Genomic DNA, 19,319 nt, shown 5'->3' with positions numbered 1-19,319 from the left:
GTAGAACACTATGCCATTATTTTTCTGCTGTAGTCAGCTACCTATTTTTGGCCAACTGCCTGAAGCTGGATGATCGTTCCGCAAATAGTGTTTAAGCCACCTGCTTCTCTCTTCCCTGTCCCTCTCCATCGCCGCCAGCCGGGATCAGGTGTGGACGGATAATCAAGACTCGTTCGGGGTTGCGTCCACTGTTCGGCAGGCGTGTTGAGGTTGAGAATTTCCCATTGCTATCGCGCTCAAGCGCGCCGCTCTCCGCTAGCAACTGCTTTGCTCTGCGATCATTGAGCCCCTTGCAAATTTCGGCCTTAAATGCCGCTGGATACACGTAATAGATGGTTTCCGAACAGGATGGGCCTTCGAGGGCATTACTGTCCTGCAGTGTCTTGCGGTAGCCGCAGCGCTTGAGGGTGCGGACAGTATGATCGTCTGCGGTTGCGTCTTCGCGGTCCCAGCGCGTGAAGTGCGATTCCCCGTACAAATCGAAGAAGAGCCGCAACGCATGCAGGGATTGCTGATCCTCCAGGTTGCCGATACCACCACGGGCTGCTATCCATGCCTTAAAGCAGGCGTGCGCGGCATGCATGGCCATACCCTGGGGCCATCCGGTAATCCCGGCCTTGGAAGCCATCTCTCCGGCAAATCCCACCAAGGCGAACTTTTCCGCTGTTCGCCGCACCTGCCCGCTGGCTTTGTCAGAAAGGTCCGCAGCGAAATTCACCAGCTCAAGCCGAATCCGCTTGGTCAGTTTGTCGTGATTACTTGCACACAAGGCTTCAATAAAAGCACGAAGGGGTGCGCCGTGATAGAGGGAGGCCTGATCTACCAGATGGCGGGACAATGGGGCACCCCCGGCAAAGTCGTGCAGGGTATTAAAAATGCCGAGGCCACTACCTGCATCCGAGGGCACTGCTAGGAGTCGCACCTCCTGTCCCGCTTTCGCCTTTTTCCCGGCCTCTGCCATCTGCTGATCCAAAGTGCGCTCCCCGGTGGAGAGGAATACCAAACGCCACTCAAAGGCATTGCCGCGCACACCACCCCGGTCATTGGCCCGCGCCTTGCCAGTACCATTGCCGAGCATATAGGCGATATCGCCCACGATACGGGGATCGCACTGGCTGATCTCATCGAGGACCAACAGGCCATCCGAGTGCGCCGCCGCAATACTTTCCAGCGCGTTATCTGTGCTGCGCCAGGTACGCAGGAAATCAGGCCCGCCGTAAACAGAAGCCGCCACCTTGAGCAGTGTGGTTTTGCCCTGTGAGCTGTCACCGAAGAAGTGGAAACCTGTGGTCTCCATACCGATCATATGCAGCAGCGGACCGGCGAAGGCCGCCGACACTGCAAAAAGTAACCGCGAATTGTTTGTACAGTAGGCTGCTACTTGCTCCCGCCAATGTTCCAACGCACCGCAAATTTTGATTTTGTTGAGGTCGGGACTTGTTGAATAGAAGTACAGCGGCTCGGTGGGGGTTCCCAGTGTCTCATTCGGCAGGAGATAGGCCTGGCCGTGCCAGCCAAGTTTATTGACCAGGATATAGCGGTCCGGAGTCTTTGCCGTTTGCAGGTACTGAATCAGCCGCCGCCGTGGCTGCTGCCCGGCCTCCGCACGCAGCCCCATGCTGTAAAGTTGCTTTAACACTTCTGCGCCGCCCTCCGTGGCCAGGTACTCGCTGGGAATATTCCACTCCTTAACAACCCCGTCCGGGTCCACAAAGCGAACCAGTGTGCCCCAGTTGCGGCCCTGGGGGTCCCGCGTGAGCGCTATCACATCGAGGCGAGCACAGATCCGCATCAGCGAAGCTTCTCCGTCAGCATCTTGCACTGAAAAGAACACGCCCCGGTCATTGACCACAAACCGGCTCTGCTCGCCTGACACATCCCCAAGCGCCCCTTGCTGGCCATTGCCCTTGTCACCCACGGTGGTTTCTGGTGTGTATGCTTGCAGCAGTTCACCTGCCGCCAGCAGCGCTGCCAACTGCTCTGCCGTCAGCCCGTGGGCCTCTGCATCTGCCGCATCCCCTTTCACTGGCCAACGATTACCCAGTGCCTGCAGGCGCAGCAGAGACACCGCGCAGCCAAGGCCGTGCAGTATGACAGCCAGCTTTTGCATGCAGTAGGTGCCCGCCTCATCATTGTCTGGCCACAGCACCACCTGACGGCCACGCAGCGGCCCGAAATCTGTTTTGCCGAGTGCCTTGCTGCCGCCTGGCCAACTCATACTCACGTAATCCGGTAACAGTGCTACAGCGGCGTCTGCTGCTTTTTCACCTTCGGTGAGCAATACCGGTGCATCAACACGAGTGCCGAGACGATTTAGCCCATACAGCGGGCGGCTTTTTTCAGGTTGTTTCCACCGCCACGCATATTTTCCGCGAGTATCCCGGCAGTAAGTGAGCGGGCGGTATTCCTTGGCCCGTTTGCCGGTCTTTTGTAGATCGAATCGCAGCACTTTCATCAGTAACAGCCCGGCGTGATTCCGGTATTCCCATTCCGCCGAGGGCAGGCCATTACGGGGATGACGTGTGGGGCAGGCCTTCACTGCATCAAGTGGTACTGGCATAACCACCTCCCACCCACTTTTGGCGGGGCCGCGCGGTTTACTCGCTGGCTTGCGGTTCAATGTTATCGCCTCGCTGTCAGAGAGCCTTAGAAACACTGCCAAGCGCTGTGCCGCGTCGCCATTATTCATGCCCTCAAGATATGCCACCAGCGACACCAGATCGCCGCCCTTGGCATCAGTTGCAAAATCCGCCCATGCACCGGTATTCCGGTTCACGGAAAAAGAGCCCTTGTTGTCATCTGACCGGGCCGGATTGAGGGCAATATATTCCACCCCTTTGTAGTTACCTTCCGGCGCCCAATGGGCCAATACAGCATCAATTTGGTTCTGGGCTAAATCGGCAACCCGTTTGATATCAAAACGCGCCATAACAAATCCCTAAATTATCCTGAAGACCCCGCCCCATAAAGCTTCCGACAGAGGTGCGGGGTACGGTGCCGCCTTTGACTGAGCTGACCACGTTTTGACCTAAGCCAGAATTTTGGCTTAGCTTTACTTTGCGGCTCATCAATGGCTAGTAAATTAATTCATTACCTCAATTCATTGGTGTGGAAGCGGCGAGTCGCTCCAGATCCTCACGCTCGCAATCAATGACATTGGCCCACCCGTCTGCGAGCTCGGCACCAAGGGCGGCCAGCTCCTGCGTAGTGGGATTGTTGTCAGGGATGTGGGCAATAGTGCGGAACAGCGTGCGGAGCTTTTCTACGGACTCCAGGCTAATACCGGCAAGGTCAAGGGATTGGGCAATAAACTGATCTGCCCGAGCAGCGGGTACAACTGGGGCGTGGTTAGACATGATAGCCTCCTTCGATAGCGGGTTGTCCGCCACCCAGGAGTTGCGAATCTCGATAAGGCGGCGGGGTAGACGGGTTCGCAATACCGCTCGAAGGAAACGGCGAGCCCAAAGGCCCCCCGAATACCCCACCATAACAAGGAGGTTTCGCGCACAAAAAAAGACGCATACAGCTAAAGGCGTCTTCCTGGCGCCTTCGAATATACGGGTTGCGAATCCCGGCTTCCGATTTTGCGGAAGCTGGACAAGCATAGGTCCGTTCTCCGATTACTGTCAACCAGAGAAAACCGCTTTTCCCTATAGGCGCTTTTTGCATTTTTATGCCTATTTACCCGTTATCCAGCTGCGGATTTCAGTTCATCCAACAACTGCTTGAATTGGCCGTCATACCAATGGGCTTGTGTTTCGTTAGGATTGCAGGGGCTTACCAGATTACAGCCGTAACGTGCGCCCTTCTCGGTTACGCACTTGAACTGCCTGGTACCCTTGGCTTTGGATTTACGGGACCGCACTTCCAGGTAGCCCAGATGAACCAAAATCTGATTCACCTTACGGGCTGACAGGTTTGAGTGGTGGCGCCTGAGCAGTTCCGACAGGGAGTGGTGAACACCTTTACTCTCGGAGTAGTCCGGCAGGAACTGCATATCTTGACCCCGTTTCTCACCGAACTTTTTAAGCATGGATAGCTTGGATGTGTCGTCTGGCCGCAGGGTGTCCACAGCAAGGTCAAATATCCAGCGGTCGCCTGTTGTGCCAGGGGCCGGTTCAAGCTTGCCTGTGCGGTAGTCAATGAAGGTTTGATTTACCTGAAGACGGAAAGCGGGACTAATCCAGCCGGCATATTCCACGGCCAGCAGTTCATGGGCGAAGGTTCCCGGCGCACTTCCACCGTGGATTTTATTGATTGGGGCAAGATGTAAATTTACATCTTGGGATTCAAGCTCTGCGATTAAAGCATTCGTTTCACCCCGCCTCAACCATTGGGTGGGGCTCTTATGACCACCTGCTTGACTGGCTCTATGCAGAGCATTCAGATTGAAACGCCCTGCAGCATCAGTGGTGATTTCGACGCCGGCAATAACCGGCAATTGGTTAGCACCATTCATCTCTTCTCTCCTTTTCCACGATCTCTGTCAGCCAGGTAAATAGGCATTTCCCTATTGGCGCTTTTTGCATTTCTATGCCTTTCATCAAGAGCTTCTAGTAGTCGCTCAACTCGTTCGTTTTTGCCCATCTGTATGCGGAAATGAGCGTTCCCTTATCGCCAAAGCTCTTATCCTCTTCCTCTCTAAACATTCTTTCTCGACATTTGAGCCTCGTCGGTGTAACACCTTTTCCTGCTGCATTTTTGGTGTTACAAAAAGGTGTTACAGCGGAAAGCCAGTAACCACGGGGCCTGCAGCGAAGTTGTAACACCTGTACACCTGTAACACCTTTATTTGGGAGGGGGTGGAAAACGGCTGCGGGAAACGGCAATACGATCCTGTATCCATTGGCGGATTTCAGAAGAAAGCCAGCCACTGGCACGCTCGCCCAGCTTGATCGGGGTAGGGAACTTGCCCTTTTTCACCAGGGTATAGATGGAGGTCTTCCTGAGCCCTGTGTACCGCTCTACCTCAGGCAGGCGAAGAATGGGGTCATCAGGGGTACTGAGGTTTAAGGGGGTCTCATGGGAGTGTGTATAAGCAGCGGTCATTTTCTGTCTCCGTTTTAAGCCCTTGGAACTTCTCGGGCGGCAAACAGATTTAAACAACCTCACAAGGGGGAAACTGTCATACTCCCCCTTTTTGGGGTGCAGAAAAAAGGGGGACTATGCCTTTCTCGGCCATTTATTTTTCAGCATTGGCAGATATTGCTTCTTATAGGTGCTAAGCGCGAGGAATTCATCTACCATTTTTCCGTTTAAAGTGAGCATAAAATGCAGCCGGTATCCTTTGGTAATCTCATTGCCGTGATCATCTGTTCCTTTAACTTCGAAAGAACAGATTTTGGGGCAGTTCTCCAAGCCGGTCGGAAACTCACCATCTTCATATTCTGGAATTCTTCCAGCAGATAATTTGCGCAGCCAGCTCCTCAGCTTTCCCTCGGTCGGTGCATAACCCAAATGTTTGCACAGTATCCCAAGGGCATCCTCTATGATTTTCTTCTTTGCAGCTTTCGCAGCATGCGCAGATCTGACTCCCTCCTTTTTAACCTTCCTGGCTGCGATCTCTTTTGCAGAGTCACTCTCTTTGATTAAATCATTGGAGAGTAATCCAAACAAACTCGAAGCATCATCGTGTATAGAGAGCATTGTTAGCCATGCGCCCAATGCAAAAGCTGTGAATGCATAGGAGTCTGGGTGCTTCTGTGGATTTATATCAGACAATTTTTGTATGGCTTTTCGTAGCTCTTTTAAGGTCTTGGCTCGCTCAGAATTCTCACCCTCGGCTAGATCCCAGTTAATCGACTGCTCTACTTGTGTAGAGTAGCGCTTGAACCAGCCGGGGCGCGTTAAACTACTCAAATCTACCTTTGAGCTTTCATACTGTTTCGAAAGCCGCAGTATTTGCTCCAGCCACCGCTGTTTCTCAGCAGCTCTTTGCTTCTCCTCAGCTAGTATGTCTTGCGTCGCTGACGTGACCACACGGGAAAAAGCTGATTGGGATTCTAGTAATTGCTTGTGCGCCTTGAGAGCTTGCTTCGCTTCTTCAATGGGAAACACACTGGCTAAACTTTTCATACCTTCCAGCATGCGCTTTTGGTTTGCAATAGCCTCCTTCGCCATCTCTGCAATCACAGACTTGCTTGATATTTTCTCCAGCATGCGCCGATGACTGTCTCCAGCATAGGTCACATTCTCCGCGGCAGATTTCTTATCTTTGCTCATGCCCGTATCCCTACGGAACCCAAAATAGAACCCAAGCCAAGAGCGATGGGTGGCCGCTCCTTTCGCCCCGTCGGGCTAGATCTAGGCAACCATTATCGGTGGGGATGCCCTACCAAATTAACGCTGTTGTGTAAAAATCGGAACAACCTTGCCACCGCTACGCATTTCATCCAGATAATTAGCCCACCACTGCATCATTTCTTTGCGTTCATCCATATAGCGGGCATGGTGTATATAGGCAGCTCTCACGCCATTTCTTTCCATGTGGGATAGCTGCCTTTCAATAGCATCAGGATTAAAGCCGGTTTCATTGAGGATGGAGGAAGCAGTGGCACGGAAGCCGTGAGGGTTTGCTTTGCTCTTGCCCTCTTGAGTGCCGTCCCACCCCATTTTAAAGATGGCACGGCGCATGGTGTTGTCAGACATTGGACGGACTCTTTCGCGTTCCGATGGAAAAAGCAGGGGGTATTGCCCGCTTATCGGCTTCAGTTCTTCAAGTACTGCCAAGGCCTGACTAGATAATGGTACAATGTGGTCTGTGCCCATCTTCATGCGCTCCCCAGGGATACGCCAGAGTGCAGATTCAAACTCAACTTCTTCCCAACGCGCGCCGCGCAACTCGCCAGGGCGAACAAAGGTGAGGATCAGCAGTTGAATTGCCAGCTTGGTTAATGTGCGGCCTCGCTCCTGATAAATATCCAACTCTTGAAGGAAGGCGGGCAGCTCTTCACGCGTCAGAGCGTTCCGATGGCTGATCTTGCGCCCCTTGAGTACATCACTTAATTCAGACGCTGGGTTATTAGCTATCCGCCCTGTCTGTACTGCGTAACGGAATACCCTGCGCACATCCTGCAATACTCGCCGAGCCACATCTAAAGCATCTCGGCTCTCTACGCTGTGCACAATGGCGATCACTTCCTGCGGAGTGATTTCGGCTAGTGGCTGTTCGCCTATAAGGGGGAATACATTATCTTTGAGACGTGTCCAGACGCGTCCGGCGTGATCCTCGGTCCAGGTACCCTTCTGGTGGTGCCACCACTCTTTCGCCAGAGTGGAGAAGCAGCGACCGGCCGCAATTAAAGCCTTCCGCTTTTCATGTTTCCGCTGCTCCCCAGGGTCGGTACCTTCTGCCAGCAGCTGCTTTGCCTCGGCCACCTTTTGGCGGGCTTGCTTGAGACTAACTAAGGGATACACACCTACAGCTAGTGTCTTCTGCTTGCCTTGAAATCGCTACTTAAGCCGCCAGTACCTGGCGCCGCTGGATTTGATCAGCAAACGCAAGCCGTGGCCATCGGTGAGCCACTGGTCTTTGTTGCCCGGCTTCGCCTGTTTGATTTGTGTGTCAGTAAGGGGCATTGGTGCTACCAAATTCCAAAATGAACCAGGTAGCACCAAATGTAGCACCAGATAGCACCGGATGACAACGAACGGGAGCGGAAGGCTTTGGACTATGCAGATAGCAAAAAGCCCCGATTTACGGGGCTTTGCGGACGATTTCGGACTTCTTTGAACTTTGATGTGGTGCCCAGGGCGGGACTTGAACCCGCACGAGCATAGCTCACTACCCCCTCAAGATAGCGTGTCTACCAATTCCACCACCTGGGCAAAAATCTTACTGCTGTTCCTCTGTTTCAGGTTTTGGATCAGCCGGAGACTCTTGTGAACCGTTACTTTGCTCAGGGACCTGGGGAACATCACCGGCCTCCAGGTCTGCTTCGAGCTGCGGGATATCACTTTCGATCTCAGGTAGCTCCGTAGCCGGGCCAATCTGCTCAACGGCAGCAGGTAACTGAGGCAGATCTGCGTCTATATTGGCTTCTGTACCCTGGCGGGCCAAAATAGCCAGCCCAAAGCTGGTGACGAAAAACACTGTCGCAAGAATCGCTGTCAGATGCGAAAAGAAATTCCCACTTCCCTGACTGCCAAAAACCGTCTGCGAAGCACCGGCACCAAAAGAAGCACCAGCTTCAGCGCCCTTGCCCTGTTGCAGCAAAATCAGGCCGATAATACTCAGCGCGATCAGAACATGTACAATTAATACTAACTTTTCCATTTTCTGGAAACTCTCTGTCTGGGTTTGCCAACCCGTTATTCAGTATTTCTTATCTCATCTACTGTAACTATACAGCAGCGCGGCATACCCCGGCGAACTCCTTCGCATCGAGCGAAGCTCCACCTACAAGGGCGCCATCAATATCAGCCTGTGCGAACAGTGCACTGGCATTGGCAGATTTTACACTACCGCCATACAAAATTCGTACCGTGAGGCCAACATCACCCATTTGAGTACGAATAAACTTATGCACACTTTGCGCCTCTTCAGGAGAGGCCGTTTTGCCTGTGCCTATGGCCCACACCGGCTCGTAGGCCACAACCGAGCGCTGCCAGGCCTTCTCTTCAATCACCGCTTTCACTGCCTGTAACTGAGAGGCGACCACTTCCAGAGTGCGCCCTTGATCCCGCTCTTGCAGGGTTTCACCCACACAGAGAATGGGGATCAAGTTTGCCGCTTGCGCGGCTACAAATTTTTTTGCAACCAGCTCGCTGGTCTCACCGTAGAGGCCGCGCCGCTCGGAATGCCCGACAATGACATAACGGGCATCGCAGTCCAATAACATACGCGCGGAAACCTCACCGGTAAAAGCCCCATCGGGCTCATGGCTGAGGTTTTGCCCACCCACTTTAAAACTGCCTTTTTTCTCCGCGGCCTGGGCAGCCTGAGAGAGATAGGGAAAGGGCGGGCATACCACAACATCAGCGGAGACGTCCCCCAACTCAAGGTCAGTGAAAAAACGCTCGGCAAAGGCACGATTGCCGTTCATCTTCCAGTTGGCTGCTACCAGCGATATTCGCATCTGGGCTCCTTCAAGGGGCGCAAATCTTAGCGGCAATCCCGCCAACATACAACCCAAAATGTCCGGCTTGGTTCCCCATCGGCAGAGGCCAGCTTCCCTTGTACCCCCAGCCTATATCAGCTGTTCCCAATCCGCTCCACCACGGAGGCAATATGTTTTGCCAGCTGCTCCACCTGAACGTGGTCACGCCCTTCAACCATCACCCGAATCAGGGGTTCGGTGCCGGAGGGGCGCAGTAATACCCGGCCACTGCGGGCCAGTTGCCGCTCTGCATCACTGACCGCGGTTTCTACATCTGGATGATCAAGCACGCCGTCCCGATGCCTGAGTCGCACATTCACCATGTGCTGAGGAAGCATTTTCATGCGCGCCTTCAACTGGTGCAAAGGCTCGCCAAAGTCGGACAGGGCCCGCAATACCCGAAGTGCAGCAACAATACCATCCCCGGTAGTAGAGGCGTCGGCACAGATGATATGGCCGGAAGACTCCCCGCCAAGCAGCCAGCCATTGGCCTGCATTTTCTCTAATACATAGCGATCACCAACGTTGGCACGCTCAAATGGAATGCTGCGCTCGCCCAGGGCCAGCTCGAAACCATAGTTGCTCATCAGTGTACCGATGACCCCCTTGCATCCACCCAGGTACTCCTGTTGGTGCAAGGCGATCACAAAGAGCAGTTGGTCACCGTCAATCAGTTCACCCTTGTGATCCACAAGTAAGACCCGGTCGCCATCCCCATCGAAAGCCACCCCCAGGTCAGCACCTTGTTCAAGTACTGCACCCTGCAGCTGCTCGGGTTTGGTAGAACCGCACTCCAAATTGATATTCTGCCCATTGGGGTTTATGCCGATAGCGCTGACCTCGGCCCCCAGTTCACGGAAAACCTTGGGGGCAATGTGGTAGGTGGCTCCATTGGCGCAGTCCAGAACTATTCTGAGCCCCTCCAGGGAGAACCCCCAGGTCGTGGCAGCCTTACAGAATTCAATATACCGTGCGGCTGCATCATCAATACGCCGTGCCTTGCCGAGATTTTGTGCGGTTTGCATTGGTAGATCCAGCACCGCTTCTATCTCCCGCTCAACCTGATCGGGGAGCTTGCTGCCCGTGGCACTGAAAAATTTGATACCGTTATCCTGGTAGGGGTTGTGCGAGGCGCTGATCACAATACCTGCGCGCGCATGGAAAGTGCGCGTGAGATAGGCAATGGCCGGCGTGGGCATCGGGCCGAGCAGCCCGACATCCACGCCGGCATTAATCAGGCCCGCTTCCAGCGCCGCCTCGAACATATAACCCGACACCCGGGTATCCTTGCCAATCAGGATATTGGGGCGCCCCGGACGTTTCTCTCCCGGTAATTTACCCAACACCATGCCGGCGGCATAGCCCAGCCGCAACATAAAATCCGGGGTAATGGCACCCTCACCGACACGCCCTCGGATACCGTCGGTGCCAAAATACGTTCTCTGCATAAATCTTCCCGATCATGTATTTCGCCGCTTTTTACGCGCCTGGCAAAAGCCACAGTACCCCGGCGGCTCGGGGTAGCTGAACTGGCAAAGCTCCTTAGGCTCCGCAATCCACTATTTGCCGCAGGCGCAGTACATCGACTGTCTCAGCCACATCGTGCACCCGCAAAATCCTTGCTCCTCGCTGGGCGGCGAGCATGGCCAGTGCAAGACTGCCGGGTAAGCGTAGACCCACTTCCCGCTGCAACAGGCGGCCAATCATGGACTTGCGTGACAGCCCGGCCAGTATGGGCACCCCTGCTGGAGCCAGCTGTGACAGGCTGCGCAGCAGCGCCAGGTTGTGCGCATCGGACTTACCAAAACCGAAACCCGGGTCCAAAATCAGGCGCTGCCGGGCTATGCCTTGAGCTTCACAGGCACTTACCCGGCTGTTTAAATAGTCAGCCACCTCCACCACCACATCGGCGTAGGAAGGGGCGCTTTGCATGGTGCCTGGCTGCCCCTGCATATGCATCAGGCAAATGGGCAAGCCTGTTTCAGCCGCCGCCTCCAGAGCGCCGGGGCGCTCCAGAGCCCGCACATCGTTAATCAATCCGGCGCCCACAGCGGCGGATGCCCGCATCACCGCAGGTGTGCTGGTATCGACCGAAACGATAGCGGCAAAATTCGCACAGATAGCCTCCACCACCGGCACCACCCTGTCCAGCTCTTCCTGTTCGGATACCGGTGCGGCGCCAGGGCGGGTGGATTCCCCCCCCACATCAATAATTGCAGCCCCCTCGCCCAACATCTGCCCGGCACGGCGCAGCACCAGGGACAAGTCCAGGTGCCCAGCGGTATAGTAGCTGCCACCATCGGAAAAAGAGTCCGGGGTTGCATTCAGCACACCCATCACAACGGGTGTGGCCAAATCCAGGGTGTATTTTCCAAAGGTAATGTTCATATGCAAAGTAAAAAAAACGGAATGCCGGGGCAGAATAGGCTAGCGCCTCAATTCCTGCCGGGCATTCCGTCTGTATTTCCTTCGGGATTTCCCGCCTGAAAATCAGTGGCCGTTCAGTGGGCCACCCACGGGGTTGCTCTTATCGGTCTCAGCGGAAGGTTCTTTGGCGTCTTTTTCAGTAGTAGAGCTGCTGCCGCCGGAACCAAAGTTATTGTCCTGCCAATCTTTTGGCGGGCGAACCTTACGGCGTGCCATCAGATCATCTACCTGTTCGGCATCCAGGGTTTCATATTCCATCAGTGCATCTTTCATCGCTTCAAGGATATCCCGGTTTTCCTCCAGCAGATTGCCGGCCCGTTCGTAGCAGCTATCAATAATGCGGCGCACTTCCGCCTCAATTTCGTAAGTGGTCTTGCCGGACACCGGATTGCTGTGTCTGGGCTGACCGCTCTCGTCTTCACCGTAATGTAGCGGTCCCAGTTTCTCAGAGAGCCCCCACTTGGTGACCATATTGCGCGCAAGGTCGGTGGCCCGCTCAATATCGTTGGAGGCACCGGTAGTAACGCCGTCGACACCCAGGGTTATTTCCTCGGCAATACGACCGCCAAACAAAGAGCACAGCTGCGATTCAATGGCGCGCTTGGAGAGGCTGTATTTGTCCTCTTCCGGCAGGAATTGGGTTAAACCCAAAGCGCGGCCACGGGGGATAATGGTGACTTTATGCACCGGGTCATGCTCAGGCACCAGGCGACCGATAATCGCATGGCCCGCCTCGTGGTAAGCGGTATTTATCTTTTCCTTTTCGCTCATGACCATGGACTTGCGCTCAGCGCCCATCATGATCTTGTCACGGGCGTGTTCGAATTCGTCCATGGTAACGGTGCGCTTGTTGGCACGGGCGGCAAACAGGGCTGCCTCATTGACCAGGTTGGCCAGGTCTGCACCGGAAAAACCAGGCGTTCCCCGTGCGATTGTCTGCGCATTCACCTTGTCATCCATCGGCACCTTGCGCATATGCACCTTAAGGATCTGTTCACGGCCACGGATATCCGGCAGGCCCACGAACACCTGGCGGTCGAACCGACCGGGACGCAACAGGGCGTGGTCGAGCACATCCGGCCGATTGGTGGCAGCAATCACGATTACCCCTTCATTGCCTTCAAAGCCGTCCATCTCAACCAGCAGCTGATTCAGGGTCTGCTCTCGTTCGTCATGGCCACCACCGACACCGGCACCCCGGTGCCGGCCAACGGCATCAATTTCATCAATAAAGATAATACAGGGCGCCTGCTTCTTGGCCTGCTCAAACATATCCCGTACACGGGAGGCGCCCACGCCCACAAACATCTCCACGAAGTCGGAGCCGGAAATAGAGAAGAAAGGCACCTTGGCCTCACCGGCAATCGCCTTGGCGAGCAGGGTCTTACCGGTACCGGGAGGACCACACATCAGTACTCCGCGGGGGATATTGCCGCCCAGGCGCTGGAATTTGGTGGGATCGCGCAGGAACTCCACCAGCTCCTGGACTTCCTCCTTGGCCTCATCCACACCCGCCACATCGGCGAAAGTCGTCTTGATCTGATCCTCACCCAGGAGGCGTGCCTTGCTCTTACCAAAGGCCATCGGGCCGGATCGCCCACCGGCACCCCCCTGCATCTGGCGCATAAAGAACATAAATACGGCAATAATGATCAGAATCGGGAAGCTGGCGACCAGCAATTGTTGCCAGATACTCGGGGATTCCGGTTCGCGCCCAATGAACTGGACATTGCTGCGCACCAGTTCATTGGTCAATTCATCATCTATAATTTGCGGCTGTATGGTCTTGAAACGGCTGCCATCGGCCTTCTCGCCAGTAATTACCAGGCCATCCACAATCACACTTTTTATCTGGCCCGACTGCACATCCTGAACAAAGTCGGAATAGCTGAGAGCCTCATCCCGGGATTGTGGTTTGAAGTTCTGAAACACCATCAGCAGCACCGCTGCGATGACCAACCACAGTACCAGGTTCTTCGCCATATCATTCAAAGGGATAGCCCTCTCGCTTTCGCACTCAATAACCGCCTATTTCGGCAACACCCGCTGCATCAATACCGGTTCAAACCAGTATAGGCGCGGAGGGCAACAGCCCGAACCGCCGATACAGGATTTGCTTATACCATACCAGACGCGCAGACCCGAAATACGCCCTGCCCTAGCCGCCCTTGAATCCCCGTGCCACTACATACACCTCGCGGGAGCGGGGCCTGGAGGCGCCGGGCTTACGGGTCACAACACTGTTGTAACTGGCTCGCAGGTCGCGGATCAGCGTATCGAACCCCTCGCCCTGAAAAACCTTAGCGACAAAAGCGCCACCCGGCTTCAATACCTGGCGCGCCAAATCCACGGCCAGCTCCACCAGATACATAGAGGCGGGCTGATCCACATCGCGTATCCCACTCATATTGGGGGCCATATCAGAAATCACAAGGTCCGCCATCTCCTCGCCAAGATGCTGCAACAGCTGGGTAAGCACCGACGCCTCGGTAAAATCACCCTGAATAAAGTCCACACCGGCCAGTGGGTCCATCGGCAGTATATCAGACGCCAAAACCCGGCCTTTGTGCCCCACCAGCGCCACTGCTACCTGAGACCACCCCCCCGGCGCCGCCCCCAGGTCGACAACCGTCATGCCCGGTTTGAATAGGCGGTCCTTGTTTTGCAGCTCCTGCAGCTTATAGCTGGCACGGGAGCGGTAGCCCTCCTTCAGGGACTGCTTGACGTAATGGTCATTAAAATGTTCACGCAGCCAGCGGTGGCTGCTCTTGGATCGGCCCATCGGGTACAATACCTACACATCAACTACAGCTAAATGTTAAAGCGGCCCCAGGCCGCGATCTGGCTCGCCACGCAGCTGCTGGCGAGGACTGCGATCTGCGACCGCTCCCACATCGATATCCACCAAGTGGTAATGGAGTATTGTATGCCTTTAACCGCCCACCGCAAAAAAGCACTGCGCACCCTGGGCCACAACCTCAAGCCGGTAGTGACCATAGCCGGCAACGGGCTCAGCGAGGGCGTGAGAGAGGAACTGGATCGGGCGCTTGAGGATCACGAGCTGATCAAGGTCAAACTGATGATCGCCAACCGCGAGGAGCGCCATCAGATGGTGGACACACTCTGTGAACAGTCCTCTTGCGAACTGGTGCAGGAGATTGGCAAGATTGCGCTGATTTACCGCGCTGCGCAAAAACCGGATATACGAAAGTCCAACTTACTGAAATAAAGAATCTTGTGCAGTCAATGCCGCTTCCTTAACAGTATTCAAACCCGTGAACCTATCCTGATCCCCAGGGGCGGAGGCCCCCGGCGAGGCCGCCCCCCTTAAAGAATCCACTGCTTAACGAGCTCCACTGTCTGTCTTCCGTTCCTTTTCAATGCGCACATAGATTTCTTCACGGTGGACAGGGAGGGTTTTGGGGGCGTCGATTCCTATCTTTACCTGATTCCCCTTCACCTCCAATACTGTAACTGAGACATTTGTACCAATTCTTAGGTTTTCGCCAGTTCGGCGCTTCAAGATCAACATATTCGTTTCCTACTGATACGCAAGCCCTGGGTAGGCATTCCGTGATGGGGAAATCTGGAAAGTAACCTTTGCAGGGAGTGCGGGGCGGAGCACGGGAACGGTAGGCGCAGAATAGGAAAAGGCGAATGCAACGCTCCCAGAGCCTGGGGAATCGCCCCAAGCCACTGACTATACGCCACTTTATTGAAGGCGAGCGGGTATCTAGCGTATTATCCATAAAGCCATTTTGATACTTGTGTTATCAATTTGGTTAGCTGGCCCCTGGTGTTGCTGCACCTTGGGTCAGCGCCTTTTATTTATTCTTAGGTCACGCTACCGTTCTCCTGTTGAAGGGGTGAATCTTGTTGAAAATTCTTGGGTCTTGCTTAAGGCATGGACTTTACAGAAGCTTGCTTAGCCCTAGCCCAACATGCTGATAGAAGTCTGCCGATTTTATCCAGGTTTGACACGAAATAAAACTGAATAAAATCCAATAAGATAATTTGGGCGCCTATATTTCTCGATGCATTCAGTTAAAGAGAAATCAATTACCCAATGATGGACAACTTGAGCTGACAGACCAACTTCACTACCATCTATCAAGATCACCGAGACAACAACCTGGCTTCATATATCAAGCCTCAGCTATAGGTATTTCTTTGCGGTAAAAGTAGCTCTCAATCAAAGAAAATAATGTACTTGCCGATGCAAGCCGTCGGGAAAAATGGACGATGCCGATCCATAACTTAAAGCCGGTATTGAACCATTTTAAGACCGGGTTCGGTGACTGCCCCACCGATTATTAATAAGCAACTGGCAGGAACGGTTATACAGAATTATTACACTCTTATTTAAAATGCCTCAGGAGAATCCTATTGGATACCACGCACAAACAGAAACTGCCACTTTTTTTCCTGATTTATATTTCTGCATTCTGGGGTTTTTATTACCAAGGCAACAATAGCCTCAATGAATTTGGGACAGCAAACTTTGAGTGGCTATACTTGACCGATGGCCTTTTGGCGTTACCGATACTATGTTTCATTTGCCTCAAAGATAAAAAAGAGGCGGCACTCAAAGCCGCACTTATGTGCTGTCTTGTTATCTTGATCGGCAGTTACATTATTCCGCAAGAAAGTAAAATTATCTGGCCATATTTTGAAGCGGGCCGCTATTTGATTCTGATGGCCTTTCTCTCGTTTGAACTCGCGACCATAACTACAGTTTATCTGGCAATAAAATCCGCTCTCAAGCAAGGGGCAAATCCCGAGCTTGCCATTTCACAACCCATTAAACGTATGTGGGGTGACACTCTTGTTGCCAGGTTATTAACCTTTGAGGCACGCATGTGGGTCTATGCCCTTTTTTCCAGCGGCATTACTATTTCCCATTTTCACGGCGAAAAGCAGTTTAGTTACCACAAAAAGGATGGCGCTCAAAGCACTCTAAAAGGCTTCATTATCCTGATAGCACTGGAATTACCATTCGTGCATGTATTACTACACTTTATTTGGACACCTTTTGCAGCTTGCATAGTTACAGCATTGACAGCATTTGGCCTGATCTTCTTTATTGCTGAGTACAAAGCAGTATCCAGAAGGCCTATCTCTCTGACCAGGGACAGCCTGGTTATTCGTTATGGCATCTACGAGCCTCGCAAAATACCCCTGAGTAATATTTGCAGCATTGCCAAGTGCTATTGTTTTATACCCCGTTCCAGATTTGTAAAAAGATACAATTACTCAGGAACCCCAAATATTGTGATTCAACTTGTTCAGCCCCAAGGAGATGTAAAGAGAATCTATTTAGGCGTTGATAGTCCTGAGCTTTTTATGAAAACTGTGAATGAGTCAAAACAACTGTACAATCAAGCGTTGCAGCCAAAAAACTGCTAACAGGCGCTGCCTGGTTTCCGATGACGAGTGCAAGGCTGTGATCAGCAACCACTTCCCCCTATCCAGCAGCAGCCAGGCAGCCCGAAGGCTGCAGAGCCCAATACTTACAAACTCCGGCGATCAGATCCGGGCGCCACCATCAATATCCAGAACACGGCCGGTAACGAAGTCATTTTCAAGGATAAAAGCCACAGTAGAGGCAATTTCTTCCTGTTCTCCCAGGCGGCGTAAAGGCACTTGCTTGACCAAGCCCTGCAGAATCTCCGGGCGCATTTGCGCGACCATCTCTGTGCCAATAAAGCCCGGTGCAATGGCAGCGACACGCACGCCATAGCGGGCCAACTCGCGGGCCCAGGTTACTGTCATGGCCGCAACCCCTGCCTTACTCGCGGAGTAGTTTGTCTGCCCCATATTGCCGGCCCGGGACAAACTGGAAATATTAATCACCACGCCGCCTTCGCCGCTCTCGGCCATAATACCTGCGGCAGCACGGCCACAGAGGAAAACGCCAGTCAGGTTTACATCAATGACCGACTGCCACTGGGAGAGGGACATGCGATCGGTGACCTTACCCTCCTTGCACTTGAGTAGCATGCTATCACGCATAATACCGGCGTTATTAATCAATATCTGCAGGCCGCCAAAGTCCTGGGCAATTTGGCTGAAGCCGGTATCCACCGCTTCTTCATTGGCCACATTAATGTCATAACTGCGCACTTCTGCCGCGAATTTTTTACAGGCGGAAACACTGTGTTCCAATCCCGCTGCATTAACATCAATCAGCGCCAGACGGGCGCCGCGCTCCGCCAGGTACAAGGCCATTGCACGTCCCAACCCCTGGCCCGCGCCAGTAATCGCCACTATGCTGTCGGCAATTTGCATATTGAACTCCTTATTTCTAATTTCTGGTTTTCCCGTGATCCAATCAGTCTTTTAAGGTCAGCCTGATTAACACCCTTGAAATACCGCTGACCTGTACGGAACTGCTTATCTTTCAAGCGCGGGCGCCGGCCTGGAACCGGCGGCGGATTCATCCCGTACCACTTCGCCCAGACGGCCTGTTTGGTTGTTAAATAAATACTGTATTCCGATAGGTGCATTTCACACTGCAAGGCGGAGCCCTATGCCGCAGGGCACTACCATTGATATCCGACACCCACAGTCACCCGGGTGTCTTCTTTTTGGCTTTGTAAAGATGGGGTATTGTCGTACCGCCAGTGATAGCCAATTTCCATCAAGACCCCCTCCACCAGGGGAGTGCGCATGCCCACTTTGGCATTCGCCTGGTAGTCATCGCTGTGATCGAGTGATTGCAGGGTTTCCTGGTCAAAATAAACTTCCGGCCCCATAGAAAATTTATAGCGATAATTCAAGGCCAGGCGCCCCGCCACATAACGGTCATCCTGGTCTTCGCTCAATGCTTCATCAATAAACTCTTCCTGCAGGCTGCTGACACCGCCCTCCAGAGAGAATCCTGTCTTGTCTGTATCGTAAAACAGATAACCGAGACCGAGGCCCATCTTTGTCCCCAGGTCCAGATTTCTGGCTTCCTCACGCTCCAGTGCACTGTTTGCCGCAGCAAACCACTTTTCTGCAAAAATCCATCGCAGCCCATAGGTCAGCTGGTATTTTTCCAGTGCATCCTCCTCCTCACTGCCCTGACTCCGGTAGAGAGCGCCAATCAAGTGATGGAAGTCCCCGTGGCGCACGTCCAGATTGATATTTGCATCCAGGTCTTCGCGTTCGCGGTTGCCCCGCTCAAACACTCCGCCAGCACTGACACCACCGTGGAAAACCACCGGGTTGTTGACAAAGTAGGTGTAGGGCTCTGCGCGCTCCACGCCCAGAAAATCAATAAACCAGCCTTCCCCCGCAGCGCAGTAAAGTTCCCAGCGTTCCTGGCGGTGTCCCGCCAGCGTGCAGGGCCCCTCGCGCCCGGCAATTTTCAGGTCGGTATCAATATCCATCGAAACAACTTGGCTTTTATCCACCTTGACCTCGCCAAAGGTCTCGGATTTCCACACCACCTGGTTTTTATCCACCAGTACCAATGTGCCCTGGATACGATCGCCATTTTCGAGCGTGAGTACACCGGCCAGAACCTGTAAAGGTGCCAAACAGAGGGATATGTGTATGCAAAGCCTGGAAAACCGTGTCGATAAAACCACAGGAGGAACCTTGAAGTTTCTAAAATAACCAGCAGTGGTAACTGCCTGGAAACATCTGTTTTAGTAGTGCAATGATGCCACAATTGGAATAATGTGACACGCTATGGCAACCTGCAGTCTTGTGGCAGGTGCCCGTGTATCAGCTTATTCTGGTATCCGGTTAGAAACTTTGTCGCTGCCATTTCGACAAACCCATACCTACTATACGATAAAAAGCCGA

Annotated in this window: 17 protein-coding genes, 1 tRNA gene and 1 pseudogene; 2 read left to right on the top strand and 17 right to left on the bottom strand. The window is 53.5% G+C overall.

Features of this window, described 5'->3' with window-relative positions:
* Positions 1-91: 91 nt before the first annotated feature.
* The 14 genes and pseudogenes from Q1A48_RS10435 to rlmE all read right to left on the bottom strand — a co-directional run bounded on the left by Q1A48_RS10435 (position 92) and on the right by rlmE (position 14,307).
* Positions 92-2,929 (bottom strand): DUF927 domain-containing protein, encoded by a 2,838-nt coding sequence (locus Q1A48_RS10435; protein ID WP_299944464.1) that lies wholly within the window; start codon positions 2,927-2,929, stop codon positions 92-94.
* Positions 2,930-3,095: 166 nt separating this feature from the next.
* Entirely contained in the window at positions 3,096-3,356 is a 261-nt protein-coding gene (locus Q1A48_RS10430) for a hypothetical protein (RefSeq protein ID WP_299944462.1), read from the bottom strand.
* A 332-nt stretch (positions 3,357-3,688) separates the two neighbouring features.
* The gene (locus Q1A48_RS10425) at positions 3,689-4,441 is read right to left on the bottom strand and encodes a KilA-N domain-containing protein (RefSeq protein WP_299944460.1); all 753 of its coding nucleotides are present in this window, start codon (positions 4,439-4,441) and stop codon (positions 3,689-3,691) included.
* A gap of 347 nt (positions 4,442-4,788) precedes the next feature.
* Positions 4,789-5,049, bottom strand: a complete 261-nt coding sequence (locus Q1A48_RS10420; protein ID WP_299944458.1) for an AlpA family transcriptional regulator — start codon at positions 5,047-5,049, stop codon at positions 4,789-4,791.
* Positions 5,050-5,163: 114 nt separating this feature from the next.
* The gene (locus tag Q1A48_RS10415) at positions 5,164-6,222 is read right to left on the bottom strand and encodes a hypothetical protein (protein WP_299944456.1); all 1,059 of its coding nucleotides are present in this window, start codon (positions 6,220-6,222) and stop codon (positions 5,164-5,166) included.
* A gap of 117 nt (positions 6,223-6,339) precedes the next feature.
* Positions 6,340-7,068, bottom strand: coding sequence for a site-specific integrase (locus tag Q1A48_RS10410; RefSeq protein ID WP_366523400.1), 729 nt, complete (start codon positions 7,066-7,068; stop codon positions 6,340-6,342).
* A 261-nt stretch (positions 7,069-7,329) separates the two neighbouring features.
* Positions 7,330-7,578 (bottom strand): annotated as a pseudogene (locus Q1A48_RS21810) (Arm DNA-binding domain-containing protein); the annotation flags it as partial.
* Positions 7,579-7,741: 163 nt separating this feature from the next.
* Positions 7,742-7,827 (bottom strand) — tRNA-Leu (locus tag Q1A48_RS10400).
* Positions 7,828-7,834: 7 nt separating this feature from the next.
* Positions 7,835-8,275 carry a preprotein translocase subunit SecG gene (gene secG, locus Q1A48_RS10395; protein WP_299944450.1) on the bottom strand — a complete coding sequence of 147 codons (441 nt, stop codon included), beginning with the start codon at positions 8,273-8,275 and terminating at the stop codon, positions 7,835-7,837.
* Between the two features lie 67 nt (positions 8,276-8,342).
* Positions 8,343-9,077, bottom strand: coding sequence for a triose-phosphate isomerase (gene tpiA / locus Q1A48_RS10390; RefSeq protein ID WP_299944448.1), 735 nt, complete (start codon positions 9,075-9,077; stop codon positions 8,343-8,345).
* 116 nt (positions 9,078-9,193) lie between these two features.
* Positions 9,194-10,546, bottom strand: coding sequence for a phosphoglucosamine mutase (glmM, locus tag Q1A48_RS10385; protein WP_299944446.1), 1,353 nt, complete (start codon positions 10,544-10,546; stop codon positions 9,194-9,196).
* A gap of 94 nt (positions 10,547-10,640) precedes the next feature.
* Positions 10,641-11,486, bottom strand: coding sequence for a dihydropteroate synthase (folP, locus tag Q1A48_RS10380; RefSeq protein WP_299944444.1), 846 nt, complete (start codon positions 11,484-11,486; stop codon positions 10,641-10,643).
* Between the two features lie 102 nt (positions 11,487-11,588).
* The gene (ftsH, locus tag Q1A48_RS10375) at positions 11,589-13,508 is read right to left on the bottom strand and encodes an ATP-dependent zinc metalloprotease FtsH (protein ID WP_299944490.1); all 1,920 of its coding nucleotides are present in this window, start codon (positions 13,506-13,508) and stop codon (positions 11,589-11,591) included.
* 175 nt (positions 13,509-13,683) lie between these two features.
* Positions 13,684-14,307: a 23S rRNA (uridine(2552)-2'-O)-methyltransferase RlmE gene (gene rlmE / locus Q1A48_RS10370; protein ID WP_299944442.1), complete on the bottom strand. Its 624-nt coding sequence runs from the start codon at positions 14,305-14,307 to the stop codon at positions 13,684-13,686.
* Between the two features lie 144 nt (positions 14,308-14,451).
* Here rlmE and Q1A48_RS10365 point away from each other — a divergent pair, with 144 nt between their 5' ends.
* Positions 14,452-14,754, top strand: a complete 303-nt coding sequence (locus Q1A48_RS10365) for a YhbY family RNA-binding protein (RefSeq protein ID WP_299944440.1) — start codon at positions 14,452-14,454, stop codon at positions 14,752-14,754.
* Between the two features lie 114 nt (positions 14,755-14,868).
* On the opposite strand, the gene csrA is transcribed toward Q1A48_RS10365, so the two are convergent.
* Entirely contained in the window at positions 14,869-15,057 is a 189-nt protein-coding gene (csrA, locus tag Q1A48_RS10360; protein ID WP_299944438.1) for a carbon storage regulator CsrA, read from the bottom strand.
* An 854-nt stretch (positions 15,058-15,911) separates the two neighbouring features.
* Here csrA and Q1A48_RS10355 point away from each other — a divergent pair.
* Positions 15,912-16,931: a hypothetical protein gene (locus Q1A48_RS10355; RefSeq protein ID WP_299944436.1), complete on the top strand. Its 1,020-nt coding sequence runs from the start codon at positions 15,912-15,914 to the stop codon at positions 16,929-16,931.
* 120 nt (positions 16,932-17,051) lie between these two features.
* Here the strand turns inward: Q1A48_RS10355 and Q1A48_RS10350 are convergent, their stop codons facing one another.
* Together Q1A48_RS10350 and Q1A48_RS10345 are read right to left on the bottom strand one after the other, a co-directional pair.
* Positions 17,052-17,813 (bottom strand): SDR family oxidoreductase, encoded by a 762-nt coding sequence (locus tag Q1A48_RS10350; RefSeq protein WP_299944434.1) that lies wholly within the window; start codon positions 17,811-17,813, stop codon positions 17,052-17,054.
* A gap of 254 nt (positions 17,814-18,067) precedes the next feature.
* Positions 18,068-19,048 carry a DUF481 domain-containing protein gene (locus Q1A48_RS10345; RefSeq protein WP_299944432.1) on the bottom strand — a complete coding sequence of 327 codons (981 nt, stop codon included), beginning with the start codon at positions 19,046-19,048 and terminating at the stop codon, positions 18,068-18,070.
* Between the last annotated feature and the right edge of the window lie 271 nt (positions 19,049-19,319).

The sequence above is a fragment of the uncultured Microbulbifer sp. genome (genome assembly GCF_947489355.1).
Taxonomy (GTDB): Bacteria; Pseudomonadota; Gammaproteobacteria; order Pseudomonadales; family Cellvibrionaceae; genus Microbulbifer.
Note: the sequence above shows the minus strand (reverse complement) of the source record. Positions and strands in the feature narration are given on the sequence as shown.